This is a genomic window from Campylobacter mucosalis (assembly GCF_013372205.1).
Classification (GTDB): domain Bacteria; phylum Campylobacterota; class Campylobacteria; order Campylobacterales; family Campylobacteraceae; genus Campylobacter_A; species Campylobacter_A mucosalis.
The window spans coordinates 817010-835136 of the sequence record NZ_CP053831.1 but is presented as its reverse complement, the minus strand read 5'-3'; the positions used below and the strand labels follow the sequence as shown (position 1 = coordinate 835136).

The following is an 18127-nucleotide window of genomic DNA, read 5'->3' as shown; positions in this document are numbered from 1 at the left end:
TTTAGCACACACTTCCGACATTCACAGCAAGTCCACCAAGCGATGTTTCGCGATATTTTGAGTGCATATCCTTACCAGTTTCATACATTGTTTTTATGACTTCATCAAGCCCAACACGTGGGGAGCTTTTTCTTATTATAGACATTCTAGCAGCAGCGATTGCCTTTATAGCACCAAAAGCATTTCGCTCTATGCAAGGTATCTGAACAAGCCCACCAACAGGATCACACGTAAGTCCCAAGTGATGCTCCATCGCAACTTCAGCCGCCGCACACGCCACTGCCGCACTAACCCCGTAAATGGTTGCCATAGCACCAGCAGCCATCGAACTAGCAGAACCGACCTCTGCTTGACAACCAGCCTCGGCACCGCTTATACTGGCGTTCTTTTTATAAAAAGAGCCTATCATCATAGCGGTTAGTAAAAACTCTACTGCTTTTTGCTCGTTAAAAATTTTCGTGTGGTTTTTAAGATAGAGCATAACCGCTGGAACAACGGCACAAGCACCATTTGTAGGTGCTGTAACTACTCTAGCCCCGGAGGCATTCTCCTCAGCTATCGAGATAGCATAAAGCGAGATGTAATCAATAATCGCCATAGGATCATCGTTTGCATAAAGTCTCTCATAAAGCCCTTTGGCTCGTCTATGTAAATTTAAAGAGCCAGGCAGGTTCATATTTTTTGGATTTATCCCAGCAGCATAAGCACTTTGCATAACGTCCCAAATTTCGACACAATACCTTTGTATCTCATCTGACGAGTGAAACTGGAGTTCGTATTCAAACGATAATTTAGCCAAGCTCCAGCCTTTTTCTTCACAAATTTTTATAGCCTGGTTTGCGTTATCCACCCTCATAAAGTCGCTAGGAATTTTATCATCACTCTTTAGTCCATTTAACCTAGCTTCAAGCTCATCTTTACTAGCTACAAAACCGCCTCCAACAGAGTAAAATGTCTGCGTTTTTAAAATTTCACCGCCCTTACCAAAGGCAGTTAAAATAAGTCCATTTTCGTGAAGCGGTAAGAATTCTCTATGAAAAATAACATCGTTTTGGTAGTTAAATTTTATATCTTTTTTACCACAAATTTTTAGCAAATTTTCACTAAGTGCCCTGGTTAAAATTTGCTCTTGAATACCAGCATTAATCTGCCTTGGCTTTAAATAGCTCAAACCCCAAATGATAGCGTGATCGCTTAAATGTCCCTTGCCTGTAAGCGAAAGAGAGCCGTATAAATCGACCTTAATACGCTCAACAAGTTCAATCTCATCTGCGATCAAATCACAAAACAAATTTCCAGCCACCAAAGGCCCAAGCGTATGTGATGATGACGGACCTATGCCGATTTTAAATATATCTAAGTTACTCATTAGAATGTATAAACAACCGTTACTATCGTTAAAATTCCAGTTAAAAATACAAACGCATCAAGCGGTTTGTTTTGAAACTGCTTCATTTTTGAAACGACATAAATAGAGATCATCGGCATTAAAAACAATATAGCCGCGATTATCGGACCGCCTAAATTCTCAATAAATCCAAGCACACTAGGGTTATAATACGCCGTTATAAGCATAACAAAATACATAATCGCTGTACAACTTACCGCTATTAGCTTTTGATTTGGAGCTTCGTTTCCAGCGAGTTTGAAACACTTTCTAACGATACCATAAGCACCCTCTCTAGCACCAAAATAGTGCCCAAAAAACGAGCTAGAAATCGCCAAAAACGCAACTAATGGTCCTCCGTATGATATAAAAGGATTTTCTAAAATATTTGCAAAGTATGAAAGTACCGGAATATTTTGTGCTCTAGCCTCGATAAATTGACTAGGAGTAAGCGAAAGCGTACAGCTAATAACAAAAAACATCACAAAGATTAAAAGCATCATAGAGGTTCTAAAAAGTATCTGATTTGCTTTTGCGACTGAATTTTGCGGATATTCGCGCTTTATGCTTAAAGAAAATGTTGAAATTGCTGGAGAGTGATTAAATGAAAAGACCAAAACCGGCAAAGTCAGCCAAACTATAGTTAAAAACTCTTTAGAATTTGGGATATGAGAAAACGACTCATAGTTCCAGTTTGGTATAAGATATACTGAAAACAAAAATAGTATAGCACATAGCGGATACACCAGCCACTCACAAACTTTTGTGATAAACTCCTCACTAAAAAGCATAATAAGCATAAAGATGCTAACTAAAACAAACGACATCAACGCCCTATAAAATGGAAAGAGTTTTGCACCATTATCATACATAGACGCCAAAAAATCGTACAAACCACCACTATTTAAAAGCGGTAAAAACTGATGATAGATAAAGCTTTCAAAAGTATTTGTAATACCAACGCAATACGCAAGACAGATAGGAAAGATAGCAAAAAAGTAAAGAACAGAGATAAAAACGCTAACTTTTCTGCCAAAATACTCCTCAGCAGCGTGAGTTATATCGTGATTTTGACCACTTGCCTGGCAGACAAAGCGACTTAACGCTCTGTGACTTAAATAGACCATAGGAAATATGATAAAGCACATCACAAAAACTGGCCAAACGCCACCAACTCCAGCCTTTATAGGCAGATAAAGAATACCCGCACCAACAGCCGTACCAAACAGTGAGAGCATCCATCTTTTGTCAAATTTGTTCCACTCAAGATTCATTAAAACCCCTTAATTTAAAATTACAAAACTATATCAGGTTATTAATAAAATTTTAATTAATATTATTTTGAGGATTTTTTGTATTTTTTTGGATACTCAAAAAACAACGCCCTACCCTCGCCCTCTTTGATATTTGCAAACTCACAATCAAACTCAATAGCAAATATCCCGCTTGTAGGTATGTTGCCTATCGCGGAGTCGCTTAGATGTTCGCAAATTTCAGTTATGGCTGGATTGTGTGCTATTATCAAAACATCATTAAATTTATCATCAATCCCTGATATGAAACTTAATAGCTTTTCATAACTAGCGTTGTAAAAACTTGCCACACTTTTTGGCTTTTTCTTAAGGTTAAGCTCGGATATAAGCCTTTTTGCACTATGTTCACATCTAGTTGCTTCACTGCAAAAAACGGCGTCTATTTTAACATTAAGCCCCTTTAGCACTTTAGCCATTAGCTCGATATCCTCTTTACCTCTGCCGTTTAGCTCTCTTGTAAAGTCCTTTTTGTTATCACTCTGACTCTCTGCTTTTGCGTGACGCATAAAGTATATACGCTTCATCTTTTGCCCCCAAGCGACTTTATCTCATCAAGTTCGCTTTGCAAAAACCCAGCCTTTAGTCTATCAGCTTCATTTAACTCGCGAACATTTATAAAGGAATTTGGATATAAATTTCTAATTATATTTATATACTCGCCAACATCTACACCGCTTCTTTTACAAGCGTAGCCAAACCATCTATTTCCTTTGCTAACGTGGCTAACTTCCTCTTTTAAAATAACCTTTAAAACAGATATAAGCTCGTCATAACCGCTCTGTTCGCTTAATTTTTTAATAATATGAGCATTTGCATCAAGGCCATTTGCCTCCATATATCTTGGTAGCAACGCCATACGCTCAACTAGGCTATTTTGAGTCTTTTTAAGCGCTACAAATAGTCCGTCGTGCACCTGAAAATCTCCATATTTTACGCCTTTCTTAGCCAGTAAATCACTAATAAGCCTAAAATGGCGTATCTCATCATCTGCCACCTCAAGCCAATCCTCATAATACTCGCGTGGCAAATCATCAAACCTATAAACAGCATCAAGTGCTATATCTATGGCTGAAAATTCTATGTGTGCAACCGAGTGTATAAAGTGTGCGTCTTTTTGCTCTTTAGGCACTTTTTTGTTTAAATTTTTCATACTCACAACATCGCAAAAACCAAAATAGCTTGGATTTTCAAGCTCACGTGCTTTTGTTTTGCGAGTAAAATTTATATCTTTAGTGTTTTTAAATTCCAAATAAAACTGCTTAAATTTTAAAAACTTAAGCTCAATGTCGCCCTCATTTAATATCCCCCAAATCTCCTCAAAAAAATCCAACAACAATCTCCTTTATCTAACTCTGCCAAAACCAGCAAACCTATTTGAGCTAAGGCAAGAAATTTTGTTTTTAGCACAGCTTACAATGTAGCTATTAACCTCTTTTTTACCGATTTTGTGTGTATCTTTGTTATCTAAATTTATGTAACCATTTTTCACTCTGCCTTTGGCATAGTGGGCAAATTCTATTGTGTTATCTGGCATTATTTTAGTTATTATACCAACGTGAGTTATATTTTTTTTATCTTTATTTTTTTGAACGCCTCTACCAAGAGTATTTGCAAAAAATATCAAATCCCCAGCCTGAGGCTCGTTAAAAACTATCCTATCCTTACTCTCATAAAAGTTAAAAATCGCCTTTGATTTTCTACCACTTTTATCATAAAAATCACTTACTAAACTCTCTTCAAAAAAGATATTGTTAAATTCTTTATTTACCAACGAAACAAAGCTAGAGCAGTCAAATCCGCTCTTTGTCCCTATATACTTATCAAGCTCAAAAACGCCTTGATTTGCATATCCAAAATCTCTACCAAAGTCGCTTGGTAAGCTATCACTCGTGGCTACATTTTCTGGTGGTAAATTTGGTTTTGTTTGGCTATTAAAGCTACAACCTGCAAAAAATATCCCGACAAGCAAACAAGCAAATATAGTCTTTTTCATTAAGCTTCCCGTAAAGTTAATTTGTGACATTTTAGCAAGATAAGATAAATAAAAGCAAGTATAAGCAAAAAATAAATATAATCTAAAAAATTTAAAAAGGTTTAAAAATGGATTTTTTACAGATACAAGGAAAAACAAAACTAAGCGGTAGCGTATCAATAAGTGGTGCAAAAAATGCGGCTTTACCGATAATAGCAATGACACTTTTAGCAAAAAATGAGGTTAAAATAACAAATGTACCAAATGTGGCTGATATAAAAACTTTGGCTCAGCTACTATCAAATTTGGGTGCAAGGTGCGAATTTAAAACGCCAAATGAGCTAATCATAAACACCTCTAACATAAACTCAACAAAGGCAAATTACGATATCGTGCGTAAAATGAGAGCCTCTATCCTTACTCTTGGTCCACTACTTGCTAGATTTGGGCATTGTGAGGTTAGTTTGCCAGGAGGTTGCGCGATCGGACAAAGACCAATAGACCTGCACCTTAGTGCACTTGAAAAAATGGGTGCTAATATACAGATAAAAGACGGCTATGTCGTAGCTACAGCAGAAAATGGACTTAAGGGAGCAAGGATTGTGTTTGATAAAATAACCGTTACTGGAAGCGAAAACATAATAATGGCAGCTGCTCTAGCACACGGCACAACACATCTAGTAAACGTCGCAAAAGAGCCAGAGGTCGTGCAAGTATGTGAAATTTTAGCCAAAGCTGGCGTAAAAATAGAGGGTATTGGCACAGATGAGCTAGTCATCGAAGGTAGTGGCAAAAGGCTATTAGAGATTGACAAGATATGCGTTATTCCAGATAGAATAGAGGCTGGAACATATCTTTGTGCTGGTGCTATTACAAACTCACAAATAACAATCACAAATACCCAGCCAAAACACTTAACCGCAGTGCTTGGAAAGCTTGAGCAAATGGGCTTTGGCTTTGAAATTTCAGATGGTAAAATCACGCTTTTACCAGCTAAAACTATAAAACCTTGCGAGATTATCACGACTGAATATCCAGGTTTTCCAACCGATATGCAAGCACAATTTATGGCTCTAGCACTCGTAGCAGACGGTGTTAGCACTATAGATGAAAGGCTTTTTGAAAATAGATTTATGCACGTTAGCGAACTTGCAAGAATGGGTGCTGATATAAGGCTAAATGGGCATATCGCAAGTATTTACGGCAAAAGCGAACTAAACGCAACTGACGTTATGGCAACAGATCTTCGTGCTAGTTCGGCACTGATTTTAGCAGCCCTTGTAGCAAATGGAACAACTAAAGTGCATAGAATTTACCACCTAGACAGGGGATATGAAAGCCTAGAGCTAAAGCTAAATTCTCTTGGTGCAAACATAAAAAGGCTTAGCGAATGATACAGGCAAACGAAGCTTTTTTAAAAATTTCAGAAAATTTTAGCATTGATAAGCATGAGATAATAAGCACTCAAAATGCCTTAGGATACAAACTTTTTGATGATATTTTAGCGATAAAAAACCTCCCTGCTTTTGACAACTCCGCTCTTGACGGATACGCGGTTAAATTTGATGAGCAAAAAAATGGCTATGTGCTAAAAGATAGTATATTTGCTGGTGAGAAAAAAGAGCTTAGTATAAATGGCAACGAGTGCGTTAAGATAATGACTGGTGCACCTTTTCCAAAAGGTGCTGATAGCGTTATTAGACTAGAAGATGCAATCCAAAAAGATGGCAAAATTTATGCAAATTCTAACTTTAAAAAAGGCGACGCACATAGATTTTTAGGAGAAGAAACGAAAGTCGGCGAAATTTTACTAACAAAAAACACAACCCTAACACCAATACACATAATGTATCTAGCCGCTCAAGGAATAACGCACGTAAAGGTGTATAAAAAGCCAAAAATTGCCATATTTTCTAGCGGAGATGAGTTAAAAGAGCCTTGGGAATGGGCAGATGAGCTTGAAATTTACAATGCAAACGCATACGGAGTCGCTTCACTGCTAAGTCATTATGGATTTAGTAGCGACTATCTTGGAATCATAAAAGACGACCTGGACGCAACAATAAATTCCTTTAAGCAAATAGATGGTTATGATGTAGTTTTTTGCTCTGGTGGAGCAAGTAAAGGCGAGGCGGACTATATGAAAACTGCGTTAGTATCGCTAGGATATACTGAAATTTTTAGCAGAATAAACATAAGACCAGGAGGACCTTGCAAGGCATTTACAAAGGATAACAAGCTCATTTTTATACTTCCAGGAAACCCTATGGCAGCGTATCTTTGTGCGTTTTTGTTTGCTTTGCCAGTGCTTTTGGGTAAAGAGCACGACAAGGTGGTAGCAAAAGCTATGCAGGAGATAAAGCTAAAGCAAGGTCGTGCAAATGTGGTTTTAGGTAGTGTAAATTTCACACAAAATGAGTGCGAATTTCACATTACTGATAATAATAATTTTGGCTCAGGTATGATAAAACCGCTCATAAAAAGCAATGCTTTGTATCTTTCTGACGCCACGCAAGATGGTATTAAAAAAGATAGCGTTATAAAAGTCATAAGGTTTTCTTGACAAATGATAAAAAAAGTGATAAAATGCGGACTTCAATTTAAATGCGGGAATAGCTCAGGGGTAGAGCACAACCTTGCCAAGGTTGGGGTCGCGAGTTCGAATCTCGTTTCCCGCTCCACTTTTTTTATCCTACTTTTATTTTTACCATTTAAAATTTTAGCAGTTGATGTATATCCTATGTATTGCGTTGATAGCCAGTTTATCACACTAAAAACATTTGGTTTTGATGGCGAAAATAACGAAATTTTAGATATGAAAGCTCACAGGGCATTAAAAATCGACACACAAACTCTATCTAAAATTCTCACTTCAAATTTTAAAAGCTTTATAGATAAAAGCGGTGGCAATGTCGCGTTTATCAGAAACTGCACAAATTTAGATAGTTTGCAAGAGGGATTTTTAAAAACATTAAGCGATTTACACCAAGGCATTAGCGTAAAAAGCTTAACGATAGAGCCACAAAATTTGCTCCCGCAAGACTTTGATAGCTACAAATTTAAAGAGTTAGTTTTAAACGAAGCTATCAAATCATCAGGAGTGTTTAGAGCAGTCTTTGAACAGAGTGATTTTAGCACAAAAAGTCTGTTTTTTAAATACAGCTTTGACGCTAAAATGCCGGTATTTATGGCACTAAATTCAATGCAACCAAAGCATGTATTAAGTGCACTAGACTACACATCAAGCTTTGTTGAGTTTAATAAATTTAATAAAAATAGCCTAAGCAAAATCGAGCCAAGATTGATAGTAAAAACGCCGATTAAACATGGCGAAATTTTAATGGATAGATATTTTTTAAAAGATACCCTAGTTAAAAAGGGCGATACGCTAAATGCGATAATTAGCGAAGACGGAGTAAATATTATCATTAAAGCAAAGGCCTTAGAAAACGCAAATTTAGGCGAAATAATTAACATAAGAACAAAAGATAACAAAACATACAAAGCCACGATATCATCAAAAAAAGAGGTTATCATAAGATGAAAGTTGTTGTTGCAATAAGTGGTGCAAGTGGTGCTATGCTTGGAGTTAGGCTAGTAAATGAACTAGCAAAAGCCCACGATACGCACGTTGTGGTAAGCAATGGAGCAAAAGAGGTTTTAAGGCTTGAAAATAAAATAAATATAGATGAAATTTTAAAAACTCTAAATGTTAAAATTTACGATGATAGCAATCTTGGAGCGCAAATTTCATCAGGGTCATTTATGAGTGAGGCTGTTTTTATCACGCCATGCTCTATAAATACGCTTGGCAAGATAGCTTCAGGTATCTCAGATACGCTTATCTCAAGGGTTGGGGCAGTCGCGTTAAAACAAAGACAAAAGCTCATCCTTGGCGTTAGAGAGATGCCTTTTTCAACCATAAATTTAGAGCAAATGAGCAAACTATCGGCATACGGAGCAATAATCGCGCCACCTGTTTTGGGGTATTATGCAGATATTAGCAATGTTGATGAAATGGAAAATTTCATCATCGGAAAGTGGCTTGATGCCGCTGGAATTAGCAACAAAATTTACAAAAGATGGAAAGAGATATGAAAGCTTGTATATATCCAGGAACGTTTGATCCGATTACAAATGGGCACGTTGACGTTATAAAAAGGGCTACTAAAATTTTTGATAATGTAATAGTAGCAGTGGCAAAAAGTGAGAGTAAAAATCCATTTTTTAGCCTTGATGACCGAATAAAAATGGCTAAAATTTCTACAAAAGATTTTTTAAATGTAGAGGTTGTTGGGTTTGAAAATTTACTTGTTGATTTTGCCAAAAGCAGAGACATAAACACAGTTATACGCGGACTTCGTGCGGTCAGCGACTTTGAGTATGAGTTGCAAATAGGCTACGCAAATGCCTCGCTTTGGGACAAGTTTGAAACGGTTTATCTAATGCCTAGCCTAAAAAACGCCTTTATTTCAAGCTCTATAGTAAGATCGGTTTTAAAGCACAATGGCGACGTAAGTAAACTAGTGCCGAGTGAAATTTTAGCTTTTTTAGGGGAAAATAGGCAATGTATGTAGTTTTTGAAGGAATAGACGGGGTTGGTAAAAGCACCCAAATAAAGCTAGTGGCTAAAAAAAATCCAAATACTATAATCACAAAAGAGCCTGGCGGAAGCGAATTTGGCAAATTTGCACGTGAAATTTTACTAAAAAACCAGCTAAATTTATCAACCAGGGCAGAGATGTTGCTATTTTTAGCAGATAGAGCAGAACACGCTAAAAAGGTGATTTTGCCAAATCAAGACAAGCTAATCCTAAGCGATAGAAGCTTTATCTCTGGTGTAGCTTACGCAAAGGCAAATGATGAAAATTTAAACTTTGATGAGCTACTTTTTTTAAACAAATTTGCCCTTGACAATACGCTCCCAGATAAAATTATATTTTTTAAAACCAATAAAAATCTGCTTTTAAAAAGGCTATCAAACCGCGGAACTAGCGACAATATAGAAAAAAGAGGGGCTCAGTATCTGCTTAATGTTCAAGAGATTATGGATGAGTTTTTACAAAGCCTAAATATCGATGTTTTAAAGATAAATGCGGACGAAAAAATAGACGAAATTCACACTAAAATCGTTAATTTTCTTAATCTTTAATCTCGCCTTTAAGCTTCATAATGCGTTCATAAGACGCCCTAATGCGATCTTTTGTAATGCGTTTTTCATTGACGGCGTCTATAATGTGCTGGGTTATTAGCTCGGCACTCTTTCTATCACTAATATAAAAATCACTAAATAAAATCACGTCCCCGCCGGCATTTATAAAACGCACTATCCTCTCTTTTAGCGGTATTGAGTTTAAATTTTTAAAATCCACGCTAAAAACAACACCATTAAAACCAAGCTCATCACGCAAAAGCTTGTCAGTTATGATATTTGAAAACAGGGCTGGATTTTTATCATCGATATTATCCACATAAAATTTTCCAACCACGATAGCCAAAATCCCACCATTTATCGCATTTTGAAACGGCGATAATGTCTCTTTAGCAAGAAGACAAGTGTTGCTATGTATGTCACACTGCCCAGGAAAATGTTTTATAACACTTATCACACCAGCTTCTTTCATGCTATCAATAAAGACCAAAGCATAAAGGCTAGTTTTGGCACTATTTTTGCCAAACGAATCCCCATAAAGATCGGCCGTTGGTGCTAAATTTACATTTATACCTAGCTCTTTTAGGGCATTGGCTCTTTTTAAAAACAGCTCCTTTGCCAAATTTATATCAAGCGAGTTTGCCACATCTCGCAAAGACATACTCTCATATCCTAGCTTTTTTAAAAGACTCTCATCTCCGCCCTGCTCGGCAACGGCTATTAAAATTTTACTCTGTTTTTGTTTGAGAGATTTTGTTAGAGATTTTAAATTTGCCTTGTTTTTTACGCTATTTTCTGATATAAAAACTCCACCAAAACGCCCATATCCAGCGTCACTAAGCAGTGTTTTAGTGCCACTATCTTTTACGCCAACCATTATCATTTGTGAAACTTGTTCTCTTAAACTTGGTTCTTTTGCGTTCAAATTTAGGCAGATTAAAAGAAAAATTAAAAATCTCATCTACGCCCCAAAAGTGCCTTTACGCTTTCATAAACATCCTTGCCGTCAAGCATTTTTGCCACTTCATTGGCAATTGGCGTATAAATGCCATTTTCTTTTGAAATTTTACAAATTGCAAAGGCAGTCGCCACGCCCTCAGCAACCTCGCCAAGCTCGTTTAAAATTTTATCCAAGCTCTCATTACGTGCAAGTCCGTTGCCAACCCTGTAATTTCGTGAAAGCACGCTTGAAGCGGTAAGAAACAGATCCCCCGCCCCACTAAGCCCCATAAACGTATCGTCTTTTGCACCAAAAAATTTGCCAAATCTAGCCATCTCAACAAGCCCACGAGAGATTAGACTTGCCCTTGCGTTATTGCCTAGCCCAAGTCCATCGCAAACCCCACCGGCAATGGCAATGACGTTTTTATAAGCACCGCAAATCTCAGCCCCAACGACATCATCTGAAACGTAGGCTTTCATATAATCCGGGAAAAAATCAGCGTAAATTTTGGCTAATTCTAAATTAGTTGAGCTTACAACCAACGCACAAGGCAGTTTTTTCTCAACCTCTTTTGCAAATGTTGGACCAGATAAAAAGCATAAATTCTCGCTTGGCACGAAGTTTTCGTAAATTTCATTTAAAAATTTACCACTTTTTGTCTCAATACCTTTACTTGCAACTAAAATTTTTTGATTTTTAAAAATGAAATTTTGACTTAACCACTCGCTAATGCTTTGCGTCGGTATGGTAAAAACTAGATATTCACACTCCAATGCCGTTTTTAAATCCACAAAATTTGGTAAATCTCGCTTGGTGCGTGAGCTGATAACGCACTCACAATTTTGCTTAAATGCGTGAAATAACGCACTACCCCATTTACCAGCACCGATAACTGCGAGTTTCATTTTGATCCTTAACTAAGTTTTGATTTTAAAATTTCATTTACCTTAGCAGGGTTAAATGCACCCTTACCCTCTTTCATCACTTGTCCAACAAAAAAGCCAAACATCTTATCCTTACCAGCTTTGTATTCAGCGACTTTATCGGCGTTTGCATTTAAAATTTGATCTATTATTGTCTCTATCGCTCCATCATCGCTAACCTGCTTTAAGCCAAGCTTTTGTATCACGCTATCAACGCTCTCATCGTTATTCATTAGATAATCAAGCACCTCTTTTGCAGCTTTTGCACTTATCGTGCCGTCTTCAATACGCTTTAAAAGCTCGGTCATTTTAGCTACATTTACAGGGCTATTTTCAATCGTAACGCCGTTTTTAAGACGCCCAAGAAGCTCAACTAAAACCCAAGTAACGCAAAGTTTTGGCGAAATTTTAGCACCGACAAGCTCTTCAAAATACCTTGCCATCTCAATAGTCGCTACTAAATTTAACGCATCATCTTCTTTTATGCCAAACTCTTTTTGGTATCTTACAACCTTCTCATCAGCTAGCTCTGGAATTTTTATCGCTTCGTTATACATTGCCTCATCAACTTCAACAGGTAACAAATCAGGATCTGGGAAGTAGCGATACTCAGCACTATCTTCTTTACCACGCATTGAGCGAGTTACGAGATTTGTCGTATCAAAAAGGCGTGTTTCTTGATAGACTTCATCATCGTATTTGCCGTCCTCCCAAGCGATAGTTTGTCGCTCTACTTCGTATTCAATCGCCTTTTGAATAAATTTAAATGAGTTTAAATTTTTAATCTCAACTCTAGTGTAAAGCTTTGTATCTCCCTTTGGGCGAATGCTCACGTTTGCGTCACAGCGAAATGAGCCCTCTTGCATATTTGCGTCTGATATGTTTAAAAATCGCAAGATTGAGTGTAGTTTTTTAAGATACGCCACCGCCTCATCTGAGCTTCTTAAATCAGGTTCTGAAACAATTTCAAGCAAAGGTGTACCAGCACGGTTTAAATCAACTAAACTTCTAGCGCCCTCGTGGATATTTTTACCAGCATCCTCTTCAAGGTGAGCACGAGTTATACCGATACGTTTTTTCTCGCCATTTACCTCTATAAAAAGTTCGCCATTTTCAACGATTGGCACTTCAAACTGCGAAATTTGATACGCCTTTGGTAGGTCTGGATAGAAGTAGTTTTTGCGGTTAAAGATTGATTTTTTATTAATTGTCGCATTTACAGCAGTCCCAAAGCTAATCGCCTTTTTTACAGCCTCTTTATTTAAAACAGGCAAAGCACCTGGCAAAGCAAGGCAGGTCGGACAAACGTGCGTGTTTGCGTCATCGCCAAAGCTAGTCGAGCAAGAGCAGAAAATTTTCGTATTTGTATTTAATTGAGTATGGACTTCAAGTCCGATAACGACTTCAAACATAAAATGCCTTTTATTAAAATTTTAAGGGATTTTATCCAAAAGTAGCTAAATTTTAAGATAAAAGGGCGTAAGAAACGCCCAATTTTTTAATGCTCTTCTACTGCAACCGCGCCAGCAAGATAAACATAAGTAAGCATCATAAAAATAAATGCCTGAAGCACTGCCATAAGCGTAAGTAGAGCGTAAGCTGGTAGTGGTGCAAAAAACGGTGCAAGACTAAGCATAACAAGCAAGAACAAATCATCACCCTTGATATTTCCAAAAAGACGGAAAGATAGTGAAACTATACGAGAAAGGTGCGAAATAATCTCAACTAAAAACATAAGCGGAGCTAGAACCTTGCTTGGCCCCATAAAGTGTGCAAAGTATTTAAAAAAGCCATTTTTCTTAATACCTTGATAGTTGTAATACACAAACACAACAAGTGCCAATGTCAAAGTAAGATTTAAGCTAGAAGTCGGAGACTCAAAACCAGGTATAATACCAATGGCATTTGAAAAGAAAACCACAAAACCTATCGTCGCAACCAAAGGCAGATATTTTCGTGCCAACTCCTCACTACCTAAGGTGTCCTTGCCCATAGAAACAACACCCTCAAGATAGGCCTCGACTATATTTTGAACACCACGAGGAACTAGTTGCATTTTAGATGTCGCGCACTTAGCCACCAAAACTACGATAATAGCAACCAAGCAAAAGTGAAACGCATAGACAAATGCGTGACTATGATAAATTAAATCTGAAAAGAGAAATAAATCCTTCATACACCAACCTTTTTAAAATTTTTGCCGTGATTTTATCAAAAATAATGTTAAAAGTTTTTTAAGTTTGCTCTATTTTAAGCCTATTTTGGCTAACTCTTTAAAAAATCCCAAATAAGTTTAATAATCGTCGCACCAACAACAACCAAAAATATAGTTCTAATAAATTTAACCTCTTTTTTTACAACCAAATTTGAGCCAACAAATGCACCAAACACCTGTCCAACGCCCATTAAAAGCCCAATCAGCCATAAAATTTGACCGCCAATTACAAACACGGCTAAGCTTACAGCATTGCTTGTAAAATTTAGTGCCTTTGTGTGAGCGACTGATTTTTTCATATTTAAGCCTAAAAGTGCCACCATAGAAAACGTCCAAAAACTCCCAGCACCAGGTCCAAAAAAGCCATCATAAAAACCCAAAACAAAGCCAAAAATAATGTAGAAAATTTTTGGTTTCATCCTTGCCTGGCGGTCATTTTCGCCAACTTTTGGCATAAAAATCGTGTAGATAAAAATGGCAATTAGACAAAATGGGACTATGATTTTTAAAATTTGAGCATTTAAAAATAGTATCAAAATCGTCCCAAAAACCGCACCGATAAAGGTAAAAACAATGCCTATTAAAATTTCATTAAAATTAATAAGCCCTTTTTTAGCAAAATTTACAGCCGCCGTAAAGCTACCAAATGTGCCTTGAAGCTTATTTGTAGCAAGTGCTGCGTGAGGCGGGATACCTACTGTCATAAGTGCAGGAAGTGCGATAAGTCCGCCTCCTCCAGCAATAGCGTCAATTAAACCTGCTAAAAAAGCAACGCCAAAAAGCAAAAAATAAACCCAAATTTCAAACTCCATAAACGCTCCTAAAAACTACAAATTTCTAATAAATTATCTTGATTTATACCTTTTTTTGGCTTAAAATCAGTAGAATTAATAACTAAAGCCGTTTATGTAGAAAAAGAGCTGTTATATTTATTTTATCAAGCAGATAAAAGCCCCTAAATTTAGGGGCTAAAAATTATTTTATAACGCCACAAACCATTCTAGCGCCACCACCACCAAGTGGTTTTGGATGATCGCTGTGGTTATCGCCGCCAACGTGAATCATCAAAGAATGCCCCTTTAACTCGCTAACATCTTTGATTTTTGGTGCTAAAACTGGATAAACAGCGTTGCCCTCACTATCAACAATAAGTGCTGGTAGATCGCCTTTGTGTCCGTTATCATCCCAAGGGTATGAGTGTTTGCCAGTTCCAGCTGGATCCCAGTGCCCACCAGCTTTTGTGCCTAGCCCCTTTTCAGTCGCACCACAATCAGCGTTTGTATGCACGTGAAATCCGTGAGCACCAGCAGTTAAACCCTTTAAATTTGGAAAAAATGCCACACCGTAGTTTGTGTTCATAGCAATAACTTCGCCAACATTTACGTTGCCCTTTTCACCAAGTTGCTCCATAGGTATAACTAGGCAGTCAGCTGGTTTGCACTCGTTTGCAAACAAAGAAGCACAAAGTGCAACACTAGCTATTAAAACTTTTTTCATACAAGATCCTTTCAAATGAAGTTTAGACCGAAATTTTACCAAAGTATTGTAAAAATAAAGTTGAATTTTACAAAATAGAAAAAATTATTAAAAGCTATTTGTTTTTATAGAGTATTTAGCTCCTTGCCCTGCCCTATTCTATAAAGCGCAAAGTCGTATTTTATCGGATCAAGCGGGTCAAATTCACGAAGCATTTTGGTAAGATCCATAACGGCTAAAAAATCATAACTTTTTCGCTTACAAAGCCCTAAATTTAGCGAAACTCTGTGTGTATGAACATCAAGTGGCATTAAAAGCTCAGACTTTGGCAAACTCTTAAAAAGCCCCAAATCAATGTCTGTATCCCTAACCATCCAACGTAAAAACATATTGTAGCGTTTGTATGGCGAAGTCGGCTTATCATTAAACGCACGTCCGAAAAAAAACTCATATCCGTCTGATTTATAGGGGTTCAGGCTGTAAATTTTGGTAATTAAAGCATTTATGGCTTCAATCATTAGCCCATTTTTCCCAAACCCTTGCTTTAAAATTTGCTCCATATCGCACTCTTTTTTCAAACGGCTTAAAGTTATGAAAATTTCAGCTACATCGGCTGTGTTTTGAAATCTATATTTGTGTGTTTTGTAAAATTTTCTAATCTCATTTTCGCTCTCATCTAAAAATCTAAAATCAAGCGAGTTTAGAAATTTCACGATTAGTTTTGCGTTTCCGTATGCAAATAACGCGCAAATCAGAGCAATTGTCAGATCTTTAAATTGTGATGCAACTTGAAGTGGATCAGCATAAGAAAATAGCCCAACGTCCGTGTTTTTATCAAGGACGTGGGCGTCAAGTTTGGCTTTTAGCTCTAGCATTAATTTTTAAGAGATAGCAGTGTATCTAGCATCTGATCAACAGTTGTGATGATCTTTGCTGCTGCTCCATAGCTTGACTGGAAGCGAATTAAATTCGTAAGCTCTTCATTTGTATTAACACCACTTATTGACTCAAACTCACCCTCAGCAGTTCTATGAAGCGACGTGTTTGTCTCGTGTATAGTGTTGTTTGACTCAGCGTCACTTGCTATATCGGTAGTTAGATACCTATAATAGCCCTCCATAGTTTCGGTTTTCTCTAGCGACATACCATTTGAGTAAAAATTTACACTCCTATACTGAAGCTGAACCATATCATTTGCCACAACGTTATTTCCGCTAACTGGCTTTGAGTAAGCTCTAAGTTTCGTTGGGTCGGCTACAAGCTGGTCATTTACTTTTATGTTACTGGCTTTTTCGCCTGAAAATACCTTATTTATACCTATAACGCCCGGGAAATTTGTCCCATTATCGATTATTGAAAAGCTATAAATGCCTTGAGTTTGCTTTGGAGTTACAGAAAAAGTCCCCATATTTGACGTTTTATCATAGTAGTATGACGCCGAAAAGAAGTCATTTACGTCATTTGACATATTATTATCGTGGTTATCGTCTGAATTTGAGTTAAAATCCTCTACGATTGAGTTGCCATATGTCGTATCATCCATCGTTGTTGTGCCATTTATATTTATCGTTTTTCTAGCAACCTCTTGTCCTTGATTATTATAAACTACGACATCAAAAGAGCCTTGCTGAATCTCATTTGAAAAGTTCATAAGCGTCTTTTCCTTTTCAAGATAGCTAAGCTCATCAGTATTTGCTATCTCCATAGCTGATTTTGCATAGATATTGTTCGTGTTATGAACAAGTGTTCTTGAGAACGTATTTACGTTATCTATATACTTTTGTATGACTCCGTCTGTAAATTTTGCATCATTTGGGCTATAGTGTCTGCCACGTAAATCAAGTGCCGCACCAATCTTGCCGTTATAAATTTTATCCGCCATATCGATACGTCTGCCGTCTTGTCTTTCATAGTAAATTTCAGAAAAAGTCCCGTTGTCATTTTTTGTGATAGTTAGCGGATGAAAATTTACGCCATCAACTATACTAACACCGCCTATGTTTAGATAATAAGACCTTCCCTCATCGGTAATACCGCTATCAACAGGCATATTTGAACTAATTTGACTTTTGAAAGAATTTACATTTAAAAGCTTTGACATTGCAAGTTCAAGCTCATCTCGCTTATCGCGTAAATCGTTCGCATTTATCTTTATACCGGCGTCTTTACCGCTTTCAACGCGGTTTATCTCTTTGTTTATAGTCGCTATTTCCTTGGCTAGTTTATTAACCTCGTTTATATTTATCTCGATCATCTTATCAACTTCTTCTTGCAAATTTTCTAGCCTTGCGCCAGTAGTTGAGATGTTTCTTGTTAAAACATTTGCCGCATTTATCAAATTTAGCTTTTGAGGGCCATCATCTGGGTTAGCAGAGAAGTCATTCCACGCCTTAAAATAGTTTGTCATATCCTTGTAGATACTAGCGTCTTCTAAGTCTGGGAAATTTTGAGCAACTTCTTGAAGGATATTTTGCTTATATTCTGTACTTTGCAGGTTAGATGAAGCTAGTTTTAACCTGCTGTACGTGAACTCATCGTGTATGCGAGTTACAGTATCTACTTGTGTGCCAGTACCTATGCCACCAGGAATAGTATTCATAGGCATAGCAGCAGATTGCACTACACGCTGGCGAGTATAGTGCTGAGAATCTGCGTTAGTGATATTATGCCCAGTTGTGTTTATTTGTACTTGAGCTGCATTTAGCCCCGTAACGCCTGTATTTAGCGACATAAAAATATTTGCCAT

Annotated in this window: 19 protein-coding genes and 1 tRNA gene; 7 read left to right on the top strand and 13 right to left on the bottom strand. The window is 37.2% G+C overall.

Annotated elements, in window-relative coordinates:
• Position 1 precedes the first annotated feature (1 nt).
• The 5 genes from CMCT_RS04430 to CMCT_RS04410 all read right to left on the bottom strand — a co-directional run bounded on the left by CMCT_RS04430 (position 2) and on the right by CMCT_RS04410 (position 4693).
• Positions 2–1369 (bottom strand): L-serine ammonia-lyase, encoded by a 1368-nt coding sequence (locus CMCT_RS04430; protein ID WP_176325032.1) that lies wholly within the window; start codon positions 1367–1369, stop codon positions 2–4.
• The gene (locus CMCT_RS04425) at positions 1369–2661 is read right to left on the bottom strand and encodes an SLC5/6 family protein (RefSeq protein WP_034967124.1); all 1293 of its coding nucleotides are present in this window, start codon (positions 2659–2661) and stop codon (positions 1369–1371) included. Before CMCT_RS04425 ends, CMCT_RS04430 begins: the two co-directional genes overlap by 1 nt.
• A 62-nt stretch (positions 2662–2723) precedes the next feature.
• Positions 2724–3224 carry a SixA phosphatase family protein gene (locus CMCT_RS04420; protein WP_034967126.1) on the bottom strand — a complete coding sequence of 167 codons (501 nt, stop codon included), beginning with the start codon at positions 3222–3224 and terminating at the stop codon, positions 2724–2726.
• Complete coding sequence (locus CMCT_RS04415) at positions 3221–4030, bottom strand: ferritin-like domain-containing protein (protein WP_169752292.1); 810 nt, start codon at positions 4028–4030, stop codon at positions 3221–3223. The genes CMCT_RS04420 and CMCT_RS04415 overlap by 4 nt, the downstream gene beginning before the upstream one ends.
• A gap of 12 nt (positions 4031–4042) precedes the next feature.
• Positions 4043–4693 carry an NlpC/P60 family protein gene (locus CMCT_RS04410; protein WP_034967127.1) on the bottom strand — a complete coding sequence of 217 codons (651 nt, stop codon included), beginning with the start codon at positions 4691–4693 and terminating at the stop codon, positions 4043–4045.
• A gap of 107 nt (positions 4694–4800) precedes the next feature.
• Here CMCT_RS04410 and murA point away from each other — a divergent pair, with 107 nt between their 5' ends.
• The 7 genes from murA (at position 4801) to tmk (ending at position 9824) form a co-directional block, all read left to right on the top strand.
• Positions 4801–6066 (top strand): UDP-N-acetylglucosamine 1-carboxyvinyltransferase, encoded by a 1266-nt coding sequence (murA, locus tag CMCT_RS04405; RefSeq protein WP_034967129.1) that lies wholly within the window; start codon positions 4801–4803, stop codon positions 6064–6066.
• Positions 6063–7235 carry a molybdopterin molybdotransferase MoeA gene (locus CMCT_RS04400; RefSeq protein ID WP_034967132.1) on the top strand — a complete coding sequence of 391 codons (1173 nt, stop codon included), beginning with the start codon at positions 6063–6065 and terminating at the stop codon, positions 7233–7235. The genes murA and CMCT_RS04400 overlap by 4 nt, the downstream gene beginning before the upstream one ends.
• Before the next feature lie 43 nt (positions 7236–7278).
• Positions 7279–7353, top strand: a tRNA-Gly gene (locus CMCT_RS04395).
• A gap of 59 nt (positions 7354–7412) precedes the next feature.
• Entirely contained in the window at positions 7413–8216 is an 804-nt protein-coding gene (gene flgA / locus CMCT_RS04390) for a flagellar basal body P-ring formation chaperone FlgA (RefSeq protein ID WP_034967642.1), read from the top strand.
• On the top strand, positions 8213–8770 hold the full coding sequence (locus CMCT_RS04385; protein ID WP_034967135.1) for a UbiX family flavin prenyltransferase: 558 nt from the start codon (positions 8213–8215) through the stop codon (positions 8768–8770). Before flgA ends, CMCT_RS04385 begins: the two co-directional genes overlap by 4 nt.
• On the top strand, positions 8767–9249 hold the full coding sequence (gene coaD, locus CMCT_RS04380) for a pantetheine-phosphate adenylyltransferase (RefSeq protein WP_034967139.1): 483 nt from the start codon (positions 8767–8769) through the stop codon (positions 9247–9249). Before CMCT_RS04385 ends, coaD begins: the two co-directional genes overlap by 4 nt.
• The gene (gene tmk, locus CMCT_RS04375; protein ID WP_034967142.1) at positions 9240–9824 is read left to right on the top strand and encodes a dTMP kinase; all 585 of its coding nucleotides are present in this window, start codon (positions 9240–9242) and stop codon (positions 9822–9824) included. The genes coaD and tmk overlap by 10 nt, the downstream gene beginning before the upstream one ends.
• Here tmk and CMCT_RS04370 read toward each other — a convergent pair.
• The 8 genes from CMCT_RS04370 to flgK all read right to left on the bottom strand — a co-directional run bounded on the left by CMCT_RS04370 (position 9814) and on the right by flgK (position 18127).
• The gene (locus tag CMCT_RS04370; protein WP_034967145.1) at positions 9814–10785 is read right to left on the bottom strand and encodes a glycoside hydrolase family 3 N-terminal domain-containing protein; all 972 of its coding nucleotides are present in this window, start codon (positions 10783–10785) and stop codon (positions 9814–9816) included. The two genes, tmk and CMCT_RS04370, sit on opposite strands and share 11 nt — an antisense overlap.
• A complete protein-coding gene (locus CMCT_RS04365) occupies positions 10782–11672 on the bottom strand; it encodes an NAD(P)H-dependent glycerol-3-phosphate dehydrogenase (RefSeq protein ID WP_034967148.1) in 891 nt (296 codons plus the stop codon). Before CMCT_RS04365 ends, CMCT_RS04370 begins: the two co-directional genes overlap by 4 nt.
• An 8-nt stretch (positions 11673–11680) precedes the next feature.
• Complete coding sequence (gatB, locus tag CMCT_RS04360; protein ID WP_176325031.1) at positions 11681–13102, bottom strand: Asp-tRNA(Asn)/Glu-tRNA(Gln) amidotransferase subunit GatB; 1422 nt, start codon at positions 13100–13102, stop codon at positions 11681–11683.
• An 86-nt stretch (positions 13103–13188) separates the two neighbouring features.
• Positions 13189–13866 (bottom strand): F0F1 ATP synthase subunit A, encoded by a 678-nt coding sequence (locus CMCT_RS04355; RefSeq protein WP_034967152.1) that lies wholly within the window; start codon positions 13864–13866, stop codon positions 13189–13191.
• Between the two features lie 89 nt (positions 13867–13955).
• A complete protein-coding gene (locus CMCT_RS04350; RefSeq protein ID WP_034967155.1) occupies positions 13956–14717 on the bottom strand; it encodes a TSUP family transporter in 762 nt (253 codons plus the stop codon).
• A 163-nt stretch (positions 14718–14880) separates the two neighbouring features.
• Complete coding sequence (locus CMCT_RS04345) at positions 14881–15402, bottom strand: superoxide dismutase family protein (RefSeq protein WP_034967161.1); 522 nt, start codon at positions 15400–15402, stop codon at positions 14881–14883.
• Positions 15403–15506: 104 nt separating this feature from the next.
• Positions 15507–16256: a TIGR02757 family protein gene (locus CMCT_RS04340; RefSeq protein ID WP_034967164.1), complete on the bottom strand. Its 750-nt coding sequence runs from the start codon at positions 16254–16256 to the stop codon at positions 15507–15509.
• Complete coding sequence (gene flgK / locus CMCT_RS04335) at positions 16256–18127, bottom strand: flagellar hook-associated protein FlgK (protein ID WP_034967166.1); 1872 nt, start codon at positions 18125–18127, stop codon at positions 16256–16258. Before flgK ends, CMCT_RS04340 begins: the two co-directional genes overlap by 1 nt.

Bases quoted from the DNA above. Each gene is read 5' to 3' on its own strand.
- CMCT_RS04410 (WP_034967127.1), bottom strand. From the start codon at position 4,693: ATGAAAAAGACTATATTTGCTTGTTTGCTTGTCGGGATATTTTTTGCA.
- CMCT_RS04370 (WP_034967145.1), bottom strand. From the start codon at position 10,785: ATGAGATTTTTAATTTTTCTTTTAATCTGCCTAAATTTGAACGCAAAA.
- gatB (WP_176325031.1), bottom strand. From the start codon at position 13,102: ATGTTTGAAGTCGTTATCGGACTTGAAGTCCATACTCAATTAAATACA.
- CMCT_RS04385 (WP_034967135.1), top strand. From the start codon at position 8,213: ATGAAAGTTGTTGTTGCAATAAGTGGTGCAAGTGGTGCTATGCTTGGA.
- murA (WP_034967129.1), top strand. From the start codon at position 4,801: ATGGATTTTTTACAGATACAAGGAAAAACAAAACTAAGCGGTAGCGTA.
- CMCT_RS04340 (WP_034967164.1), bottom strand. From the start codon at position 16,256: ATGCTAGAGCTAAAAGCCAAACTTGACGCCCACGTCCTTGATAAAAAC.
- CMCT_RS04400 (WP_034967132.1), top strand. From the start codon at position 6,063: ATGATACAGGCAAACGAAGCTTTTTTAAAAATTTCAGAAAATTTTAGC.
- CMCT_RS04355 (WP_034967152.1), bottom strand. From the start codon at position 13,866: ATGAAGGATTTATTTCTCTTTTCAGATTTAATTTATCATAGTCACGCA.
- CMCT_RS04425 (WP_034967124.1), bottom strand. From the start codon at position 2,661: ATGAATCTTGAGTGGAACAAATTTGACAAAAGATGGATGCTCTCACTG.
- coaD (WP_034967139.1), top strand. From the start codon at position 8,767: ATGAAAGCTTGTATATATCCAGGAACGTTTGATCCGATTACAAATGGG.
- CMCT_RS04345 (WP_034967161.1), bottom strand. From the start codon at position 15,402: ATGAAAAAAGTTTTAATAGCTAGTGTTGCACTTTGTGCTTCTTTGTTT.
- flgK (WP_034967166.1), bottom strand. From the start codon at position 18,127: ATGGCAAATATTTTTATGTCGCTAAATACAGGCGTTACGGGGCTAAAT.
- CMCT_RS04350 (WP_034967155.1), bottom strand. From the start codon at position 14,717: ATGGAGTTTGAAATTTGGGTTTATTTTTTGCTTTTTGGCGTTGCTTTT.
- CMCT_RS04430 (WP_176325032.1), bottom strand. From the start codon at position 1,369: ATGAGTAACTTAGATATATTTAAAATCGGCATAGGTCCGTCATCATCA.
- flgA (WP_034967642.1), top strand. From the start codon at position 7,413: ATGTATTGCGTTGATAGCCAGTTTATCACACTAAAAACATTTGGTTTT.
- CMCT_RS04420 (WP_034967126.1), bottom strand. From the start codon at position 3,224: ATGAAGCGTATATACTTTATGCGTCACGCAAAAGCAGAGAGTCAGAGT.
- tmk (WP_034967142.1), top strand. From the start codon at position 9,240: ATGTATGTAGTTTTTGAAGGAATAGACGGGGTTGGTAAAAGCACCCAA.
- CMCT_RS04365 (WP_034967148.1), bottom strand. From the start codon at position 11,672: ATGAAACTCGCAGTTATCGGTGCTGGTAAATGGGGTAGTGCGTTATTT.